18 protein-coding genes are annotated in these 18,691 nt (G+C 74.7%); 3 read left to right on the top strand and 15 right to left on the bottom strand.

Translation table 11 applies throughout. The features are described 5' to 3' along the window. Nucleotides 1–160: 160 nt before the first annotated feature. The 8 genes from ACFQTY_RS10435 to idi form a co-directional block, all read right to left on the bottom strand. Entirely contained in the window at nt 161–2,311 is a 2,151-nt protein-coding gene (locus ACFQTY_RS10435) for an MMPL family transporter (RefSeq protein WP_378100086.1), read from the bottom strand. 95 nt (nt 2,312–2,406) lie between these two features. Then, nucleotides 2,407–3,297, bottom strand: a complete 891-nt coding sequence (locus ACFQTY_RS10440; RefSeq protein ID WP_378100088.1) for a prenyltransferase — start codon at nt 3,295–3,297, stop codon at nt 2,407–2,409. Next, nucleotides 3,281–3,604 carry a lycopene cyclase domain-containing protein gene (locus tag ACFQTY_RS10445; RefSeq protein ID WP_378100090.1) on the bottom strand — a complete coding sequence of 108 codons (324 nt, stop codon included), beginning with the start codon at nt 3,602–3,604 and terminating at the stop codon, nt 3,281–3,283. The genes ACFQTY_RS10440 and ACFQTY_RS10445 overlap by 17 nt, the downstream gene beginning before the upstream one ends. After that, a complete protein-coding gene (locus tag ACFQTY_RS10450) occupies nt 3,601–4,002 on the bottom strand; it encodes a lycopene cyclase domain-containing protein (protein WP_378100092.1) in 402 nt (133 codons plus the stop codon). The genes ACFQTY_RS10445 and ACFQTY_RS10450 overlap by 4 nt, the downstream gene beginning before the upstream one ends. Next, a complete protein-coding gene (gene crtI / locus ACFQTY_RS10455; RefSeq protein WP_378100095.1) occupies nt 3,999–5,564 on the bottom strand; it encodes a phytoene desaturase family protein in 1,566 nt (521 codons plus the stop codon). Before crtI ends, ACFQTY_RS10450 begins: the two co-directional genes overlap by 4 nt. Then, a complete protein-coding gene (locus tag ACFQTY_RS10460) occupies nt 5,561–6,448 on the bottom strand; it encodes a phytoene/squalene synthase family protein (protein ID WP_378100097.1) in 888 nt (295 codons plus the stop codon). Before ACFQTY_RS10460 ends, crtI begins: the two co-directional genes overlap by 4 nt. Continuing rightward, on the bottom strand, nt 6,445–7,566 hold the full coding sequence (locus ACFQTY_RS10465) for a polyprenyl synthetase family protein (RefSeq protein ID WP_378100099.1): 1,122 nt from the start codon (nt 7,564–7,566) through the stop codon (nt 6,445–6,447). The genes ACFQTY_RS10460 and ACFQTY_RS10465 overlap by 4 nt, the downstream gene beginning before the upstream one ends. Next, on the bottom strand, nt 7,563–8,093 hold the full coding sequence (gene idi, locus ACFQTY_RS10470) for an isopentenyl-diphosphate Delta-isomerase (protein WP_378100101.1): 531 nt from the start codon (nt 8,091–8,093) through the stop codon (nt 7,563–7,565). The genes ACFQTY_RS10465 and idi overlap by 4 nt, the downstream gene beginning before the upstream one ends. A gap of 73 nt (nt 8,094–8,166) precedes the next feature. Between idi and ACFQTY_RS10475 the strand changes: the two genes are divergently transcribed. The 3 genes from ACFQTY_RS10475 (at nt 8,167) to ACFQTY_RS10485 (ending at nt 10,697) form a co-directional block, all read left to right on the top strand. After that, on the top strand, nt 8,167–8,760 hold the full coding sequence (locus tag ACFQTY_RS10475; protein ID WP_378100103.1) for a MarR family winged helix-turn-helix transcriptional regulator: 594 nt from the start codon (nt 8,167–8,169) through the stop codon (nt 8,758–8,760). A 174-nt stretch (nt 8,761–8,934) separates the two neighbouring features. Further along, a complete protein-coding gene (locus ACFQTY_RS10480; RefSeq protein WP_378100105.1) occupies nt 8,935–10,098 on the top strand; it encodes a glutamate--cysteine ligase in 1,164 nt (387 codons plus the stop codon). 125 nt (nt 10,099–10,223) lie between these two features. Next, the gene (locus ACFQTY_RS10485) at nt 10,224–10,697 is read left to right on the top strand and encodes a universal stress protein (RefSeq protein ID WP_378100107.1); all 474 of its coding nucleotides are present in this window, start codon (nt 10,224–10,226) and stop codon (nt 10,695–10,697) included. A gap of 39 nt (nt 10,698–10,736) precedes the next feature. Here the strand turns inward: ACFQTY_RS10485 and ACFQTY_RS10490 are convergent, their stop codons facing one another. Genes ACFQTY_RS10490 through ACFQTY_RS10520 form a run of 7 tightly spaced genes read right to left on the bottom strand, consistent with a single transcriptional unit; the run spans nt 10,737 to nt 18,574 of the window. After that, nucleotides 10,737–12,356 carry an NADH-quinone oxidoreductase subunit C gene (locus tag ACFQTY_RS10490; protein WP_378100109.1) on the bottom strand — a complete coding sequence of 540 codons (1,620 nt, stop codon included), beginning with the start codon at nt 12,354–12,356 and terminating at the stop codon, nt 10,737–10,739. Further along, nucleotides 12,353–13,957, bottom strand: coding sequence for a proton-conducting transporter membrane subunit (locus ACFQTY_RS10495; RefSeq protein WP_378100111.1), 1,605 nt, complete (start codon nt 13,955–13,957; stop codon nt 12,353–12,355). The genes ACFQTY_RS10490 and ACFQTY_RS10495 overlap by 4 nt, the downstream gene beginning before the upstream one ends. Continuing rightward, nucleotides 13,957–14,721 carry a hypothetical protein gene (locus ACFQTY_RS10500; protein WP_378100113.1) on the bottom strand — a complete coding sequence of 255 codons (765 nt, stop codon included), beginning with the start codon at nt 14,719–14,721 and terminating at the stop codon, nt 13,957–13,959. The genes ACFQTY_RS10495 and ACFQTY_RS10500 overlap by 1 nt, the downstream gene beginning before the upstream one ends. Before the next feature lie 10 nt (nt 14,722–14,731). Beyond that, nucleotides 14,732–15,679, bottom strand: coding sequence for a respiratory chain complex I subunit 1 family protein (locus ACFQTY_RS10505; protein ID WP_378100115.1), 948 nt, complete (start codon nt 15,677–15,679; stop codon nt 14,732–14,734). Then, entirely contained in the window at nt 15,676–17,676 is a 2,001-nt protein-coding gene (locus ACFQTY_RS10510; protein ID WP_378100117.1) for a proton-conducting transporter membrane subunit, read from the bottom strand. Before ACFQTY_RS10510 ends, ACFQTY_RS10505 begins: the two co-directional genes overlap by 4 nt. Further along, the gene (locus tag ACFQTY_RS10515) at nt 17,673–18,218 is read right to left on the bottom strand and encodes an NADH-quinone oxidoreductase subunit B family protein (protein ID WP_378100119.1); all 546 of its coding nucleotides are present in this window, start codon (nt 18,216–18,218) and stop codon (nt 17,673–17,675) included. The genes ACFQTY_RS10510 and ACFQTY_RS10515 overlap by 4 nt, the downstream gene beginning before the upstream one ends. Further along, on the bottom strand, nt 18,215–18,574 hold the full coding sequence (locus tag ACFQTY_RS10520) for an ArsR/SmtB family transcription factor (RefSeq protein ID WP_378100121.1): 360 nt from the start codon (nt 18,572–18,574) through the stop codon (nt 18,215–18,217). The genes ACFQTY_RS10515 and ACFQTY_RS10520 overlap by 4 nt, the downstream gene beginning before the upstream one ends. Between the last annotated feature and the right edge of the window lie 117 nt (nt 18,575–18,691).

Raw genomic sequence — 18,691 nt, forward strand, 5'->3', positions numbered from 1 at the left:
CGCACGGCCCGACCCACCCAGCCGGGACGGCACCGACATGAGCACTTTGACGCGAGATGAGCACTTCGGAGTGCCCATCTCGCGTCAAAGTGCCCATCTCGCCCGGGTGAGGGCCGGGCGGGGCGAGCCGGTGTGGGCAGTCGCGGGGGCGGGTGCGAGATCAGGCGGTGATGCGGCGCGACGGCCACCACATCGACCGGCCCAGCTCCTGACCGAGCGCCGGCACCAGCAGCGACCGCACCAGCACGGTGTCCAGCAGCACGCCGAACGCCACGATGAACGCCAGCTGCAGCAGGAACAGGATGGGGATCACCGCCAGCGCGGCGAACGTGGCGGCCAGCACCACGCCGGCGGAGGTGATCACCCCGCCCGTGATCGCCAGCCCGCGGGTCATGCCCGTGCGGGCGCCGGCGTGCAGCGCCTCCTCCCGCACGCGGGTCATGAGGAAGATGTTGTAGTCGATGCCGAGCGCGACCAGGAAGACGAACCCGAACAGGGGCACGGCTGGGTCGGCGCCGGGCAGGTTCAGCACGTGGTTGAACACGAGCGCCGAGACGCCGAGGGTCGCGCCGAACGACAGCACCACGGTGCCGACCAGAAGCAACGGGGCGACGACGGCCCGCAGCAGCAGCACCAGGATCACCAGGATCACCACCAGGACCAGCGGGATGATCAGGTTCCGGTCGTGCACGGAGGCGTCGTCGGAGTCGACCGCGGTGGCCGTCGCGCCGCCGACCAGGACGTCGCCGCCCAGCGCGGTGCGCAGCTGGCGGACCGTGCGCTCGGCGGCAGCGGAGTCCGGGGCGTCCTTGAGCGTCGCCTCGAGCAGCACGTCACCGTTGGCCACCGTCGGCGCGGGGGCCGGGGTGCCGGGGACCACCGGCTGCACGCCGTCGGCCGTCACCGGCGCCTGACCGCTCGGCGAGGCGGCGCTCACCACGGCGACGGACTGCACTCCGGGCGTGGCCAGCAGCGTCGCGGCGGTCGGCTGCAAACGGTCGGAGGCGACGATCACCTGCGCCGGGCTGCCGGAGCCGCCCGGGAAGTGCTGGGCGAGCTCCCGCTGACCGTCGCGTGCCTCGGAGTGGCCCAGCACCAGGTCGCTGGACGGGACGCCGGACGCCCGCAGCTGCAGCACCCCGGCGCTCGCGGCCAGCAGCACCACCACGCCGACCACCCACACCGGCCGGGCACGCCGGACGACGAACCGCGGGACCCGCGCCCACAGCCCACGCGTCGGCACGGGGTCGGCGCCGGCCGCGTCGGGCGCGTACCGCGGACGGCGCGGCCAGAACGCGGCCCGGCCCAGCAGCAGGAGCAGCGAGGGCAGCAGGGTGAACGCGGCGAGCATCGCGAACACGATGCCGACGGCCGCGATCGGGCCCAGCGCCCGGTTCGACTGCAGGTCGGACAGCAGCAGCATCAGCAGCCCGGCGATCACCGTGCCGCCGGAGGCGAGGATCGGCTCGAACGACCCGCGCAGCGCCGCGCGCGTGGCGTCCCACCGGTGCTCGTGGGCGCGTAGCGCCTCGCGGTACCGGGACACGTACAGCAGCGAGTAGTCCGTGGCGGCGCCGATCACCAGGATGAACAGGATCCCCTGGGTCTGGCCGCTGAGTGGGAACACCCCCGCCTTGGCGATCCACCACACGGTGAACAGGGCGGCCGTCAGCGCGAACGTGCTGGTCAGCAGCACCACCAGCGGGAGCAGCGGCGACCGGTAGACCACCACCAGGATCACGAGCACGGCTGCCACGGCTACGAGCAGCAGGATGCCGTCGATCCCGCCGAATGCCGTCACCAGGTCGCCGGTGAACCCCGCCGGTCCCGTGACGTACGCGGTGGTGCCGGACGGCACCAGGCCCGGCAGCGCCGACCGCATGGCGGCGACGGTGTCCGCGACCGCCGCCGACGCCTTGACCGGGACGAACAGCTGGGCCGCGGTGCCGTCCTGCGACACGATCGGCGGGCTCGGCTGGCCCGACACGCCGTCGAGCTTCGCGAGCGCGGCCGGCACCTGGGCGAGCTGCGTCTTCTGCGCGTCGGTCAGCGGCGAGCCCGCGGTGACCAGCACCACCGCCGGGATCGTGTCCCCGCCCAGGAACTCCGGCAGCCGCTCCTGCACCCGGGTCGCCTGCGCGCTGGTCGGCAGGTACGCCGTCGGCTCGTTGGACGACACCTCGGCGATCCGGCCGAAGTACGGCCCACCGATGCCGCCGACGGCCAGCCACACCAGCACCAGCACCGCCGGCAGCACGATGCGCAGCGTGCGGGTGCCCCGGCCAGGACCGGTGGTGCGGGCGGACGTCATGCGGGTCTCCTCGGTGATGCCCTGGGCGCCCGGTCGGGTGCCGGGGCCGGACGGTGGGGTCGAGCTCGGGGGCGGGGTCGACGTGCGGAGGCGGGTCATCGGTTCATCCCGATCGCGATGAGGATCAGGGTGACGGCGAACCCCACCAGGTAGTTCACCAGCAGGAACCGCCGCCAGCCACGGTTCGCGGTACCGGACTCGACGTCGGGAACCGAGCGGAACGGCCACGCCAGCGCCAGGTACGGGATCACCAGCGGCGCCGCCAGCACCCCCGGGAAGGGCTCGAGCAGCAGCAGCGCCCCGGCCGCCGCCCACAGCGTCAGCGACAGCCGGACCGTCCGGGCCGCACCGAGCACGGTGGCCACCGACCCGATGCCGGCCTCGCGGTCCGGCACCACGTCCTGCACCGCGCCGAACGCCTGCGCCGCGACGCCCCACAGGAAGAACGCCACCAGCGCCACCACCGCCGGACGGCTCCACGCTCCGCCCGCCAGCACCAGGCCGTAGACCGCCGGACTGGTGAAGTGGGTGCTCGACGTCAGCGAGTCCAGCACCGGCCGCTCCTTGAACCGCAGCCCCGGCACCGAATAGGCCGCGATGGCGAACAGCGACACGGCGAGCACCGCCCACGACGCGGGCTTCCCCAGCAGCACCAGCGCGACGACGAACGGCACGCACGCCACCACGGCCGCCACCAGCGTGGCCCGGTGCACCCGCGGCTCGAGCAGCGCCCCCTCGACACCGCCCTTGCGGGGGTTCGCCGCGTCGGACGCGTAGTCGAACACGTCGTTGATCCCGTACATCGCCAGGTTGTAGGGCACCAGGAAGAACAGCGTGCCGATCACCCATCGGGCGTCCACGTGGCCGCCGGCCAGCAGGTAGGCCGCCCCGAAGGGGTAGGCGGTGTTCACCCAGCTCAGCGGCCGGGAGGCGGCGAGCAGCCGCGTGGCCAGGGGTGGCAGCAGCGGTCTACGGGTGGTCAGCACGGGTCCTCCTGCGGGTCAGCTCCCACACGGCCGGCAGCAGCACGGCGGCGGCGAGGGGGTAGGAGAAGTCCTCGACGGGCGCGCGGCCGATCGCCAGCCCCGAGGCGTGCAGGCGGGAGTAGTCGTCGACGCCCGCAGCGAGCATCACGTTGTCGAAGACGGCGGTCAGCGCCACCAGCGCCACCGCGGCGACGAGGGTGGGGACGAGGGGGATGCGGCGGCCGGCTCGTCGGGCGGCCACGGTGGCGACCAGGCGGACGACGACGGCGAACGCGACCAGCCCGAGCGCCAGCTGGGGGTACGTCATGGCCGGCCCCCGGCGTGCAGTGCGGCGCTGTGCTCGCCGTGCTCGCCGTGGGCGACCTGCGCACGGCCGGCGCGCACCCCGGTCCGAGCCCCCACGACCAGCCGCTCCGAGCCGGTGACCAGCACCATCGCCAGGTAGCAGAGGAACGCCAGGAACACCGGCTCCTCCAGCGGCAGCTCCGGCGCCAGCAGCACGCCCGTCATCACCCGGGTGGGCGCCCGGTAGAACAGCCCGTTCGCGATGCCCACCGCGTCGGCCGCGAGCAGCACCATGACGCCGCTGACCAGCACGATCGCCGCCCGTCGGGCGTTCTGCCACACGAACAGCCGCCACCGCCGGTCCACCAGCGCGACGCCGGCCGCCGACAGGAGCAACGAGCCCAGGTACGCGAACCTCATGCCGGCACCCTCGCCAGCACGGGCAGCGGCGCGGCGGTCCGGTCCCCGCGCACCCGCTTGACCACCAGCTCGGCGCTGATCAGGCACATCGGCACGCCGATCCCCGGGATGGTGCTGGCGCCCGTGAACAGCAGGCCGGACACCCGTCGGGACGCGTTCGGCGACCGGAGGAAGGCGCTCTGCCGCAGCGTGTGCGCCGGCCCCAGCGCGCTGCCGGACCACGACTGCAGGTCGGTGGCGAAGTCGCCAGGTGCGACGGTGCGCCGCACCACCACCCGGTCGGCGAGGTCGTGCGCGCCGGTCCATGTGGCGATCTGCTCGATGGTGCGGTCGACGAACCCCTCGACGCGCTGGTCACCGGCGCCCTCGATCCCGCCGTGCCCGATGCCCGGGTCGGCCGGGACAGGCACGAGGACGAACAGGTTCTCGTGGTCGGCGGGTGCCACCGTCGGGTCGGTGGCGCTCGGCTTGCCGATGTACAGCGACGGGTTCGCGGGCAGGCCCCGGCCGCGCGACAGAGCGGCGAACCCGCCGTCCCAGTCGTCCGCCAGCAGCAGCGTGTGGTGCGCCAGCTCCGGCAGCCGTCCGCGGACCCCGAGCATCGCCAGCACGGCACCGGGGCCGGGGTCCTTGTGCCGCCACCACCGCTCGTCGTGGTCCCGGTTCGGGGCGTCCAGCAGCATGGTCTGGGTGTGGTGCAGGTCGGCACCGGAGACCACCAGCTCCGCCTCCGCCCGGTGCTCCACCCCGAGCCCGTCCCGGTACAGCACGCCGCGAACGGCGCCGTCCTTGACCAGGATCCGGTGCACCCGCGCGCCCGTGACCAGGCGCGCACCGGCGCCGGCCGCCAGCTCGGCGATCGTCTGGATCACCCGCGCGAACCCGCCGTCCGGGTACCGCACATCGTCGTTCACGTCGAGGTGGCTCATCAGGTGGTACATGCTCGGCACGCGCATCGGCGAGCCGCCGAGGAACACCGCGGGGTAGCCGAGCAGCCGCCGCAGCCGGGAGTCACCGCTGCGGGTGCGGATCTCGGCGTCCAGCGACCGGGTCAGCAGGCGGGCCAGGCGAGGCAGCCGGGACAGCAGGGCCGGGTCCAGGAACGGCCCCACCGAGTCGAACGAGCTGTAGAGGAACTTCTCCAGCGCCAGGTGGTACGTCTCCGCCGCCGAGTCGAAGTAGGCGTCCAGCCGGTCGGCGGACGTGGGGTCGAGGGCCTTCAGCGCCGCGCGGGCCGCGGGGCCGCCGGCCGGCAGGTCGAACGGCACAGGGTCGTCCTGGAAGTACGCGCGGTACCCGGGGTCCAGCCGACGCAGCGTCAGCTGCTCGTCGGCCGAGGTGCCCATCAGTCGGTAGAAGTGGTCGAACACCTCGGGCATCAGGTACCAGGACGGTCCGGTGTCGAACCGGAACCCGCCGGACTCCCACGAGCCGGCGCGACCGCCGAGCTGCGGCAACGCCTCGAGCAGCGTCACCTGGTGCCCGTCGGCCGCGAGCAGCGCAGCGGTCGCCAGCCCCGACACGCCGCCGCCGATCACGACGGTGTCCAGCGGCCGGCTCATGACAGCGCCCCGGTGTTCAGCGAGGGCGCGAGCGTCCACCGCAGCGCGAGCGCGAGCTTGACGGGCGCGGGGACGGACACCCGGGTGCTCGCCAGGCGGGAGGCGGGCGTCCGCTCGAGGCGACGCAGCAGCTCGCCGAACAGGGCGGTGGCCACCAGCACCGGGCGGCGGCAGTCGCCGGGCAGGTACCGGACCGAGGCGCGGGCGGCCCGCAGGTCGGCCCGGATGTCGTCGACGACGGCCGTCTTCTGCTCGTCCGTCAGGCCGGAGCCCGACACCCCGGGCAGGTACGACCGACCCAGCTGCCCGCGGTCGTGCGCCACGTCCCGCAGGAAGTTCACCTTCTGGAAGGCGGCGCCCAGCCGGGCGGCGCCCTCGTCCAGCCGGGCCGCGACCTCCGGCGCCACCGGCCGGCCGGCGAGGAACACCCGCAGGCACATCAGCCCGACCACCTCGGCAGACCCGTGCACGTACGTCCGGTACTCGGCCTCGTCGAAGGCCACGTCGTCCAGGTCGCGCCGCATCGAGGCGAAGAACGCCCTGGTCAGCGCCGGTTCGATGGTGGCCTCGCGGGCCACCGCCGCGAAGGCGTGCACCACGAGGTTCGCGCTGAACCCCGTCGCCACCGCGCGTTCCGTCTCGCGCTCCAGCTCGTCGAGCACCCGCGCCCGGGCGGCGCGGTCGAGCCCCGCCTCGGCCGCGGTGCCGTCCACGATCTCGTCGGCGATCCGCACCAGCGCGTAGATCGAGGCGATCGCCGCCCGGCACCGGCGGGGGAACAGGCTGGTCGCCAGCCGGAACGACGTGGAGTACCGGCGGATCACCGGTGCCGCGGCCACGCGCGCGGTGCCGTCGTACAGCGCCAGGCCCGTCTGGCGGCTCATGACCGTCGCTCCGCCGCACGCTCCGCCTCGGCGGCGAGCAGCCGGGCCAGGGCGGCCGGCAGGTCGGCGCCGGCGATCAGCGTCAGCGCGGCGTCCCGCTCGTCGTGGACCTCCTGCTCCAGCCGGGCCCGCGCACCGCACGCCTCGAGCGCGCCACGCAGCACGTCCGCACCGACCTCGTCCAGGTCCTCCCGGCCGAACAGGTGCGCTGCCCCCGACCACTCCGCGGTGCCGCGCGCGTACGCCACCAGCAGGGTCTGCTTGCCCTCCCGCAGGTCGTTCGAGCAGCTCTTGCCGGTCTCGGCCGCGCTGCCGAACACTCCGAGCAGGTCGTCGCGCATCTGGAACACCAGGCCCAGACGGTGGCCGATCGCGCCGAGGCGGTCGCCGAGCCAGTCCGGGGCGCCGGCCAGCAGCGCGGCGGCGCGCAGCGGCAGCTCGAGGGAGTAGTGGGCGGTCTTGTCGGCCATCAGCCGGCGGATGTCCGACGGCGCCGGGGTGGCGAGCCCGGCCGCGTAGGTCACGTCGGCCAGCTCGCCGGCAGCGGCGCGGTAGACGCTCTCGTCCACCAGCTCGACCAGGGCCGTGCGGCGGGCGTGGTCGAGCTCGAGCCGGGCGGTGATGCGCAGGGCCGACGTCAGCAGCAGGTCCCCGGCGAGCAGCGCCGCCTGCTCACCCCAGCGGCGGGCGGGCTGCTCGGGCAGGCCCTCGGCACGGGCGGCCTGCTCGAAGGCGCCGACCACGTTGAGCACGCCGCGCCGCTGCACGTCGCCGTCGATCACGTCGTCGTGCACCAGCAGGGCCGTGTGCAGCAGCTCCACCGCGACGGCGAGCTCGACGGCCGGCTCCAGCCGGGTGCCGCCCAGGTGCAGGAACGTCGCGAGCAGCAGGCGGGGCCGCAGCCGCTTGCCGCCCTGCGTCATGGTGCGCACCGCCCGCCACAGCTGCTCGTAGTGCGGCCCGTGCGCCGAGGAACGGCGTAGCGCCTCGTCGAGCACCAGGTCCAGGCGCCGCTCGACCTCCGCCGTCGCCGCGGCGAGGTTGGGCAGCACCAGCGGGGCGGCCGGGCGTGCGACGGGCTCGACGAGCGGGGCGGAGGCCGCGAGGTCGTGGGTCATACCGGGTTCTCCCTGGTGAAGTTGTGCAGCTGGTCGATCTGCAGCGCGAACCACGGGCTGAAGGCCCAGGGCGCCAGGTGCACGGCGGCGGACAGGCGGGCGGGGTCGACCCACACCGCCTCCATCACCTCGTCCGGGTGCGGCACGACGAGGGACGACGTGGCGGCCGAGAAGACGGGGCACACCTCGTTCTCCACGACGCCCGAGGCGTCCACGGCGAGGTACCGGAAGTCGGGGAGCTCGGCGTGGAGTCCCTCGACCTCCACGCCGAGCTCGAGCCGTCCGTGCCGGCGGACGGCGTCCTCGAGCTGCTCACCCGGCGCCGGGTGACCGCAGAACGAGTTGGTCCACACCCCCGGCCACGTCCGCTTGGACAGCGCCCGCCGGGACACCAGCAACCGCCCGGAGGTGTCGTACAGGTAGCAGGAGAAGGCCAGGTGCAGGGGGGTGTCGGCACCGTGCACCTGCGCCTTGGGCGCCGTGCCGATCGGGGTGCCGTCCTCGGACAGCAGCACGACCTCGTCCATCGCTCATCTCATTTCGCTAGCCAGGTGAGAAGTAAGGTAGGCGAGATACTTCCATTCGGCTAGTGTTTCCCGCGTGCCGGACGACGAACCGATCACCGAGATCGCCCTCGGCTTCCACGACCCGCGCGTGGTGGACCGGGGTGGGCGGCTGGTGCACACGTCCGGCCTGCCCGATGCGGAGGTCGGTCAGGTGGTCCGCGTGATGGACGCGCTGTTCCGCTGGCGCGAGGCCGAGCAGCGGTCCAGCCGCGCCTCGCGGGCGTACATGCAGCTCGGCGAGACCGACATGAAGGCGCTGCGGTTCGTCATCGTCCGCACCGAGCAGGGGCACCACGTCACCGCCCGGGAGATCGCCGACCACCTGGGCATCTCCAGCGCCTCCACCACCAAGCTGCTCGACCGCCTCGAGGCGGGCGGGCACATCCGGCGCACCCCGCACCCGACCGACCGCCGGGCGATCGCCGTGGTGGTCAGCGCCGAGACCCGTCGTGCTGCCGAGCGGACGGTCGGGCGGGAGCATGCGCGCCGGTTCCAGGTCGCGGCCGCGCTGGCGCCCGACGAGCGGGAGACGGTGATCCGCTTCCTCGACGCGCTCAGCGCCACCACCACGCCGGACGAGGGGACCGGGGCGGAGTCGGACCGCAGCGGACCGCCGGCAGAGGGCTGACCCGCCGCGGTGGCAGCGCTGGAGGGCCCGCTCGTCTCCCGCTGACCGGCGGATCCGGCCGGCTGATCCCGCTGGGCGGGGGCTTGCGCCGCTGACCTGCACCGGTCGACGATCGAAGCGCCCGCCGACGGGCCCGCCGACGGTCTCTGTGCGGCAGTCGCGAAGGTGGTCGGCGTGGATCGCAGGGGCGCGTCCGTGCGCACGTTCGGCGTCGAGGAGGAGTTCCTGCTCATCGACCCGCAGTCCGGCTGCGCCGTCCCGGCGGCGCCCCAGGTGCTGGCAGAGGTGGACGACGTGCCGGCCTGGTCCGACGAGTCCGGGGACGACCCGCAACCGAGCGCCGCGCCGGCCTCCCCCCGACGCAGCGAGCTCACCATGGAGCTGCAGCAGCAGATGATCGAGGTGGCCACGCCACCGCGCACGTCGCTGGCCAGCCTGTCGGACGACCTGCGCCGGCTGCGCCGCACCGCCGACGCCGCCGCACGCCGAGCCGGGCTCCGGGTAGCGGCGCTCGGCACGTCGCCGCTACCGGCGCGGCCGCGGATCAGCCCGTCGCCGCGGTACCAGGCGATCGGCCGTGCGCTGGCCATCGCCTGCGACGAGCAGCTGACCTGCGGCTGCCACGTGCACGTCGCGGTCGGCTCGCCGGACGAGGGCGTCGCGGTGCTGGACCGCATCCGGCCCTGGCTGCCGGTGGTGGCGGCCGTCGCCACCAACTCGCCGTTCTGGAACGGCGTCGACACCGGCTACGCCAGCTACCGGACCCAGTCGTGGAGCCGCTGGCCCGCGACCGGCCCGACGGAGGTGTTCGGCTCCGCCGCCGCGTACCGCCGGCTGGTGGACGACATGATCGGGACGGGCACCCTGCTGGACGAGGGGATGGTCTACTTCGACGCCCGGCTGTCCCGGCACTACCCGACGGTCGAGGTGCGCGTCGCCGACGTGTGCCTGGACGTGGCCGACGCCGTGCTGGTCGCGGCGCTGTGCCGCGCGCTGGTGGACACGGCGGCCGGCGAGTGGCGCGCCGGCGCCCCGGCGTCCGGCGAGCCCGCGGCGCTGCTCCGGCTGGCGTCCTGGCGGTCCAGCCGCTCGGGGACGGACGGCGAGCTGGTGGACCCGCGGACCGGCCGGCTGCGACCGGCCGCCGAGGTGCTCGCCGCGCTGGTGGGCCACGTGGAGGCCGCGCTGCAGGCCAACGGTGACCTGGACGTGGTGCGCGAGTCGATCCGGCGGGTGGTGGAGCAGGGCACCGGTGCGCGCGTGCAGCGCGAGTCGGTGGCGCGCCACGGCCGGCTGGACGCGATGGTGCTGGAGGCCGTCGAGCGCACCTGCGCGTGAGGTGGGCCCCGCCCACGCCGCCTGCGCGCCCGCTCACTAGGCTGGAGCTGCGCTCCGGCGCAGGCGCCGGGTGCGAGCCGGCCGCTCGACCGACTCACCGATCGCCACAGGCGGGAGGACAGGTCGTGAGCATCTCCAGTGCCGATCAGAAGGAATCGTCCGGGCGGATCGTCGTCGGCGTCGACGGGTCCGCCTCCTCCAAGGCCGCGCTGCAGTGGGCGGTGGCCCAGGGCCGGCTCACGGGGCAGCCGATCGAGGCGGTGATGTCCTGGGACTACCCCGTGAACTACGCGGTCGCCGCCCTCGGCACGTTCGAGTGGGCGGGCAGCGCGACGCTGGTCCTCGAGAACGCCGTCAAGGACGTGCTCCAGGGCGACGAGTCGGTGCACGTGCGGCAGCGGGTGGAGCAGGGGCACGCGGCACGGGTGCTGCTCGACGCGGCCCGTGACGCAGCGCTCGTCGTGGTTGGCAGCCGCGGGCACGGCGGGTTCACCGGTCTGCTGCTCGGTTCCGTGAGCCAGCACGTGGTCACGCATGCGCACTGCCCGGTGGTCGTGGTGCACGCGCCGGCCGGCACGCACGGGACGACGGAGGCCTGAGGTTCCGGCGGCTGGGCGGGGTGTCGCCGCGCGCAGCCGCTACAGGTCGTTGCCGGCGTAGGACTGGTTGAAGCTCTTGTTGGCCAGGGGGAAGTCCGGGACGATCGTGTCCGCCAGGGCGACCGGCAGCGCCGGCCAGGTGAAGAACGACGGGTCGACGATCGCGGCCCTGGTCAGCCGGCTGGCGGCGTCCAGCTCGACACGGTGGCACGCGGTGCCGCGCCAGGCCTCGACGAGCGCGAGCCCGTGGGCGACGGGGGTCGCGGCGTCGTGGTCGTCACGGTCTGCGTCGCCCTCGTCCGCTGCGTGCGACGCGTCCTCCGCGGCCCACGCACCGGTGCCGAGGTGCCCACCGAGCCTGTCCACGAGATCCGCGATCACGGCCGCGCTCACCGCCATCTCGTCGGCCCGCACCGTGAACCGCGCCATCGCGTCGCCGGTCTCGGCCGTGCAGACACGGAACGACGCGTCGAGGTCGACGAACGGGTGGTCGCGACGGGCGTCCACGTCCAGCCCGCTGGCCCGCGCGACGTAGCCCAGCACGCCCATCTCGGCCGCCTGCTGGCGGTGCAGCACGGCCGTGCCGGTGAAGCGGTCCACCAGCACGGCAGTGCCCTGGGCGATGCGGACCAGCTCGGCCACCTCGGCGGCGACGGAGCCGACCAGCTCGACGTCCGGCAGGGCGCGCAGTCGCGCCGAGCCGATCCCGATGCCGCCGCGCAGCAGCCGGTGCCCGGTGACCAGGGCGTTCGACCGGAGCAGCTGCTCGCGCAGCCGCAGCGTGTGCGTCTGCAGGATGCCGAGGCCGACGTCGTTGGCCATCGCGCCGAGGTCGGCGACGTGGCAGTGCAGCCGCTCGAGCTCGAGCAGCAGCGCGCGCACCAGCCGGTCCTGCTCACCGACCTCGATGCCGAGCGCGTCCTCCACCGCCATCGCGAACGTCACCGCGTGCCCCACGGCGGTGTCCCCGCTGATCCGCTCGGCCAGGGGCAGCGCCTGCTCCGGCGTCCGTCCCTGCAGGTGCTTCTCCAGGCCGCGGTGGACGAACCACAGGCGGGCCTTCATCCGGACGATGGTCTCCCCGACCACCGAGAACCTGAAATGACCCGGCTCGATCATCCCGGCGTGCACGGGGCCCACCGGGATCTCGTAGACGCCCTGGCCCTCGACCGGCACGAAGGCGAAGCCGCTCTCGTCTGGTCCGAACGCCGGGTCGGTCGCGGCGTCGCGACGCATGGGGTACCAGCCGGCGGGCCAGTGGGCGTGCCGGGTCAGGCGCCGGGGACGGACGTGGTCGCGGGGCTCGATGCCGAAGCCGTCGCGGATGGCGCGCTCGAACCGGCCGGCCGGGAACGAGATCGTGGACAGGGATGGGACCCACGCGTCGTCGCGGGGCACGGCGACGGTCAGCTCGGTGCGCCGGTCGGTGGCCGGGTCGGCGAACGCGTAGACCACGCGGAAGCCGCTGGCGCCGTCGTCGTGCGCGGCGACCAGGGCGAGGCGGTGGCCGGCGGCGAGGTGGGCCTCGACCTGCGCGGGCAGCTCCGCGCGGGTCACGGCGTGGGCGTCGGCCGCCGGGGCGGCGGGGTCGGGTGCGGTGGGGTCGGGTGCGCCGGGGGAGGACGACCCCACCGGGCTCGTCGGACGAGGCGCGGTCATGACAACCCCAGGACGGCGGCCGCCCGCGCCAGCACGTCACCGACCGGCGTGGCGACGAACCCGATCACCGCCGTGGTGCCCAGTGCCAGAAACAGCGGCAGCACGGGCCCGCGGTCGGCGCCATGGGCCTGTGGTGGGGCCGGCGGCGGGGCCAGCGTGGCGACGGCGACCGGCGCCGACCCGTCGGGTGCGGAGGTGGTGGTCGCCGTCGTGCGCTCGTCGTGAACCGCATGTGGCTGATCGGCCGGGCCCAGGGTCATCGCCGCCGTCGCCCGGACCAGGCCCGCGACCACCACCAGCAGCAGCGCGACGACCAGGGCCATCGCCCAGCCGAGCCCCGCCCGCCAGCCGGCCAGCACGATCGCGACCTCGGAGAAGAACAGCGCGAACGGCGGGAAGCCGAGCAGTGCCGCCATCCCGACGACCAGCGGCGCCGCCAGGTCGGCACGGCGGCTCAGCAGGCCGCGGACCTCGGCGATCGTCGTCGTGCCCTCGGAGGCGAGCATCCGCCCCGCCACCACGAACAGGCTCGCCTTGGCCAGCCCGTGCCCGATCAGGTGCAGCAGCACCGCGGCCAGCGCCACCGGACCACCCACGGCGGCCCCCACCGCGAGGACGCCCATGTGCTCGATGCTCGAGTACGCGAGCATCCGCTTGTGGTCCCGCTGCCGCAGGATCAGCGCACCGGCGACGGCGAGCGAACCGAGACCGGCCGTCAGCAGCAGTCCCCGCACCAGTCCCGGCCCGATCACCACGGCGGCGATCGCGCGCACGCGCAGGATCGCGTAGAACGCCACCGCGAGCAGGACGCCGGACATCAGCCCCGACACCGGCGCCGGCGCCTGGCTGTGGGCGTCCGGCAGCCACGAGTGCATCGGCGCCAGCCCCGCCTTGGTCGCGAACCCCAGCACCGCCAGCCCGGCGGCCACCTTCACCAGCGCGGGGTCCAGCGGCAGCTCACCGCTGACCAGCCGGGTCCAGGACAGGGTCGGCTCGCCGGCGCTGCGGCTCGCGGCGTACAGCAGCACGGTGCCGAGCAGGGCGATCGCGATGCCGACCGAGCCGAGCACCACGTACTTCCAGGCCGCCTCGAGGGAGCGGGCGCCGCCGCGGTGGCCCACCAGGAAGGCGGTGGCGATGGTGGTCGCCTCGACGGCCACCCACAGCACCCCGAGGTTGTCCGTGGTGACCGCGATCGCCATCGCACCGAGGAACACGCACACCAGGGCGGCGTAGCGGCGCTCGCTCCGGGTGGCTCCCGACGCCGGTGCGGACGTGGCGCGGGACGTCCGCGGCTCCAGTCCCGCCCAGGTGGCGGTCAGGCCCACGGCGCCGACCACCGTGAGCATCAGGGCGGACAGCGCGTCGGCGCGCAGCAGGTCGTCGCCGAGCGTCGGGACGGCACCGCGGTGCACCAGCAGCGCGACGCCGGTCGCGAGCAGGATCGCGCTGACCAGGACGCCCGACAGGCGGGTGGTCGCCGCGGACAACGCGGCGAGGGGTCGCGGCCCAGCGGGGCCCGGCACGGCCGGTCGCGGCGCGGCGGCCGCGAGCCCCGCGAGGAGGGCCGCAACCGGCGGCAGCAGCAGGAGCAGACCCATCAGTCCCTCAGCTCCGTCATCGAGTCGAGCGTGGTGGACCCGATCTGGGCGTGGATGCGTCGGGACAGCACCGCGAGGATCAGCACCACCAGCAGCACGTCGGACGAGATGCCGAGCTCCACCGCGAACGGCACGCCCGCCGCCGTCAGGAACGCGACGGTCGCGATGCCGTTGTCCAGCACCAGGAAACCGACCAGCTGCGACATCGCGCGGCGCCGGCCGACCAGCAGCAGGAAGCCGATCAGCACCATCGCGATGCCGACCGGCACGGCGAAGGCGGCCGGGCCGGCGGTGCCCGCGGGGCTCGGCGCACCGGCGTGCTCCGCGACACCCTCCGAGATCGGCCGGCTGACCAGGTACGCCACCGTGGTGAGCAGCGCGACCAGCACCAGGCCGGCCGTCGGGTTGAGACGCGGACCGTCCTCCCGGGCCGCGTCGCCGGCCTCGATCCCGGCGCGCAGCCGGCGGCCGAGCACCCACGGCAGCAGCCAGCCGCGCAGCGCCAGCACCAGGACGGCGACCAGCAGCAGCTCGGCGCGGGACGTGCCGGGTCCTCCGGACAGGCCGATGGTGGTCGCGAGGGCCGCCAGCGCGACGCCCTGCAGCATCAGCAGGCGCACCTGTGCCGACAGGTCGCGCCGCCAGACCAGCAGCACCGAGGTGACCAGCAGGGCACCGGCGGTCAGCGCGACCAGCTGCGTGGCGACCGACCCGGACGGGGACATGGCGACCTCTCGGACGGCGTTCATGGCGGCGGTGCTCATGCGGCGGGCCTCACGCGACCAGGTACGACGCGGTGACGGCGAGGAACGCCAGCACGAAGGAGCCGGCCAGCAGCTCCGGCACCCGGAACAGGCGCAGCTTCGCCATGCCCACCTCGGCGGTGGCCAGCAGGGCGGCGAGCAGCGCGAGCTTGCCGGCCAGCGCCAGCGTGCCGAGCAGCAGTGGTCCGGCGCCGACCGTCGCCGCGACGCCCCACGGCAGCAGCAGGTTGCCGACCAGCCCCAGCAGCACGGACAGCCGCAGCCACGACGCGAGGTCCACCCAGGCCAGGTCACGGCCGGACTGCTCCAGCACCATCGCCTCGTGGATCATCGTCAGCTCGAGGTGGGTGGACGGGTTGTCGATCGGCAGCCGTCCCGTCTCGGCGAGCACCACGATGCCTAGCGCCACCACGGCCAGCACGCCGGCGGGGGAGATGATGCCGGCCGGGTGGTCGCGGCGCGCAGCGACGATCAACGCCAGCGCCGAGCTGCCCACCGGGATGGACAGGGCGTAGACGGAGACCAGCACGGTCGGCTCCACCAGTGCCGCGATGGTCATGTGCCGGCTGGACCCCATGCCGCCGAACGCCGAGCCGGCGTCCAGCCCCAGCAGCGCGATCGCCACCGTGCCGAGCAGCAGCACCGACACCACCACGAACAGGTCGCCCGGAACCAGTGCGACCGGCACGGCGCCGACCGACGGCACCAGCGCGGCCAGCAGCAGGCTCGAGACGAGCAGCACCAGCGGGGCGGCCACCGTGACGACGCTGGTCCCTGCGGCGCGCAGCGGCGTCTTGGTCAGCAGCTTGCGCAGGTCGCGCCACGGCTGGAGCACGCCGGGGCCGGCGCGGCCCTCGAGCCGAGCCCTCGTCTGGCGCGTCACGCCGATGACCAGGGGTGCGAACGCGACGGCGACCAGCACCTGCACCAGGGCGAGCAGCAGCGCGGGGCCGCTCATACGACCACCACCAGCAGCACCGCGACGAGGGCGGTGAAGGAGAACGCGAGGTACCGGTGGATCGACCCGTTCTGCACCCGGCGGGCGCGGTCGGCCAGGGTGTCCGCCGCGCGGACCAGGGGCCGGTACAGGCGGGCCTCCACCACGTCGTCCACGCGCTGGGCGAAGCGGACGCGCTCCGCCAGGTACGCGGACTCCGCGACGTGCGTGACGACGACGTCCCGGGAGGGCTGCAGTGCGTCGTCGAAGATGCGCATCACCGGCTCGGCGTAGGACGTGGCGTTGTACTGCATCCGCGGGCTGGTGCGGACGCCACCGCAGCCCCAGCCGAGCACGTCGGTGGTGGCCGGCCGCCGCCGGGCCAGCACGAGAGTGACCACCAGCGCGGGGATCGCGACACCAGCACCGAGCCCCAGCAGGGCCACCGGGCTCAGCACCGCGCTCACGCCGAGCAGCTCCACGCCGCCCAGGCCTGACGTCCGCACGTCACCGTCCACGCCCGCGGCAGCCGCGAGCACCCGTGCCAGCGGCCCCGGCAGCACCCCGAGGCCGACGACGCCGACCGCGCCGGCCAGCATCGCGACCCGCATGCTCCACGGCCCCTCCTGCGCGCCGAGCACCGCCACCGACCGGGCGCGAGCCAGGAACCCGATGCCGAACGCCTTGACGAAGGTGACCAGCGCCAGGCCCGCGGTCAGCGCGAGCGCGGCGAGCGCCAGCGGGATCGCCACCGCCACCACGCGGTCCGCCGGTCGAGCCGAGTGGATCAGTGCCTGCAGCAGCGTCCACTCGGCGACGAACCCGCCGGTCACCGGCAGCGCCGCCGCGCCGAGCGAGCCGATGCCGAACGTCGCCGCCGTCCACGGCATCGCGTGCACCAGGCCGCCGAGCCGGTCCAGGTCTCGTTCACCGGTGGCGCGCAGCACCGCACCGGCACCGAGGAACAGCGTCGCCTTGAACGCGGCGTGGCTGACCAGCAGCAGCAGGGCAGCCAGCAGCGCGGCGCTCGCGGCACCGGGCACGTGGTGGGTGGTCAGCAGCATCGCGGTGCCGAGGGCGACGGTGACCAGGCCGAGGTTCTCCGACGTCGAGTAGGCGAGCAGCCGCTTGAGGTCGGTGGCGACCCCGGCCTGCAGGATGCCGTACACCGCCGAGACGGCACCCAGGCCGATCAGCAGCACGCCCCACCACGTCGGGCCGTCGGGCAGCAGCCGCACGCCGACCAGCAGCAGGCCGTACGCACCCAGCGACACCATCGCGGCGCTCATCAGGGCGGACGCGTGGCTCGGTGCCTCCGGGTGCGCGCGCGGCAGCCAGACGTGCAGCGGCACCAGGCCCGCCTTCGCGGCGAAGCCGACGACGAGCAGGACGAACGCGGCGGTCGCCGCGGCACCCGTCGGCCGCGCGGCCGCCATCGCGGCGAACTGCGTCGACCCGGCTGCGGCGGAGAGCGCGGCGAACCCGGCCAGGATCAGCACGAGGCTGAGGTGCGTCATCACGGCGTACCAGACGGCCGCGTCGCGCACGGTGGCGCGGTGGGCGTGCTCGGCGAGCACCAGGACGGTCGACGCCGCGGCCATCAGCTCCCAGGCGAGCAGGAAGCCGACGACGTCGCCCGCAGCCGGCACCAGCTGCATGCCGAGCAGGAACAGCGCGAGCGCGGCCCACTGCGTGCGGGATGCCGAGGCGCCGTGCACGTACCCGATCGCATAGACGGAGGCGACCATCCCGACGGCGCCGACCAGCACCATCAGCAGCGCGCCCAACCGGTCGGGCGCCAGCACCATCGGCGGCAGGGGGAGTGCGGTGGCGACGTGCACCGTGACCGTGCGGCCGCCGAGCACCAGCGCACCCGTCACCACGCCGGCGGCTCCCAGGGCCGCGCACAGGACACCCGCCAGCACGTTGCGAACCTGCCCGCGCGTGCCGATCGCCGCCACGACGGCGCACGCCGCCAGCACCACCTGCGCCAGCAGACCCCACGCCACGACGTTCATCGGCCGGTGACCTGCCGCAGTGCCGCGACGATGTCCGCCGGGGCCGGAGGGCAGCCCGGCACCGACAGGTCGACGGGGACCACGTCGGATGCGGCCCCGACCACGCCGTAGGCGCCGCGGAACATCCCGCAGTCGCGGGCGCAGTCCCCGACGGCCAGCACCACGCGGGGCTGCGGCGTCGCCTCGACGGTCAGCCGCAGCGGCTCGGCCATGTTCCGGGTCACCACGCCGGTGACCAGCACCGCGTCGGCATGCCGCGGCGAGGCGACCAGGCGGGCGCCGTAGCGCTCGGCGTCGTAGACGGGGCCGAAGGCGGCGGCCAGCTCGATCTCGCAGCCGTTGCACGAGCCGGCGTCCACGTGCCGCACCTGGACGCTGCCGCGCAGCTCGCGGGGGAGGTCGCGAGCGGGGAGGTCGTCCGCCGACGCGGTCGGAGAGCCGTCGGCCCCCTGCGCCGACGGCTGCTCCGAGGGGGCGGCCGGCGCCGGCTCGGCGATGCGGCCGGTGCGCCGGATCAGCCGGGCCAGGTCCACCAGGCTCATGCGCGCACGGACCCCTGGTCGGTCGCCGGTGCCGCGCCGTCCTCGAGCTCTGCCTTGAGGTTCTGCTGCTCGGTCAGCAGGTCCGCCAGCAGCCGCCGGGCGATGCGCAGCAGCTCCGACACCGCCGGCAGGCTGGCGGCGTAGACCACCTCGCCACCCTCGCGCCGCTGGCTGACCAGCCCCGCCCTGCGCAGCACCGCGAGCTGCTGCGACAGGTTGGACTGCTCGATGTCGATGCTGGCCAGCAGCTCGTGCACGGGGCGGTCGTGCTCGGCCAGCAGCTCCAGCACGCGGATCCGTGCGGGGTGCCCGAGGGTGCGGAACAGCTCGGCCTTGACCTTGTAGAGCTCGCTCACGGCACCTCCTCGATCGGGCGACTGCTCGACGACTCGCGCACGTTAGCAGAACAAAGAATCTTCAAGTCGGCTCGTCTCGGCCGCCCGCGTATCCACGCCCGCACCGGCCGGCTCCTT

This window comes from Cellulomonas sp. T2.31MG-18, from assembly GCF_964266755.1.
Classification (GTDB): Bacteria; Actinomycetota; Actinomycetes; order Actinomycetales; family Cellulomonadaceae; genus Cellulomonas.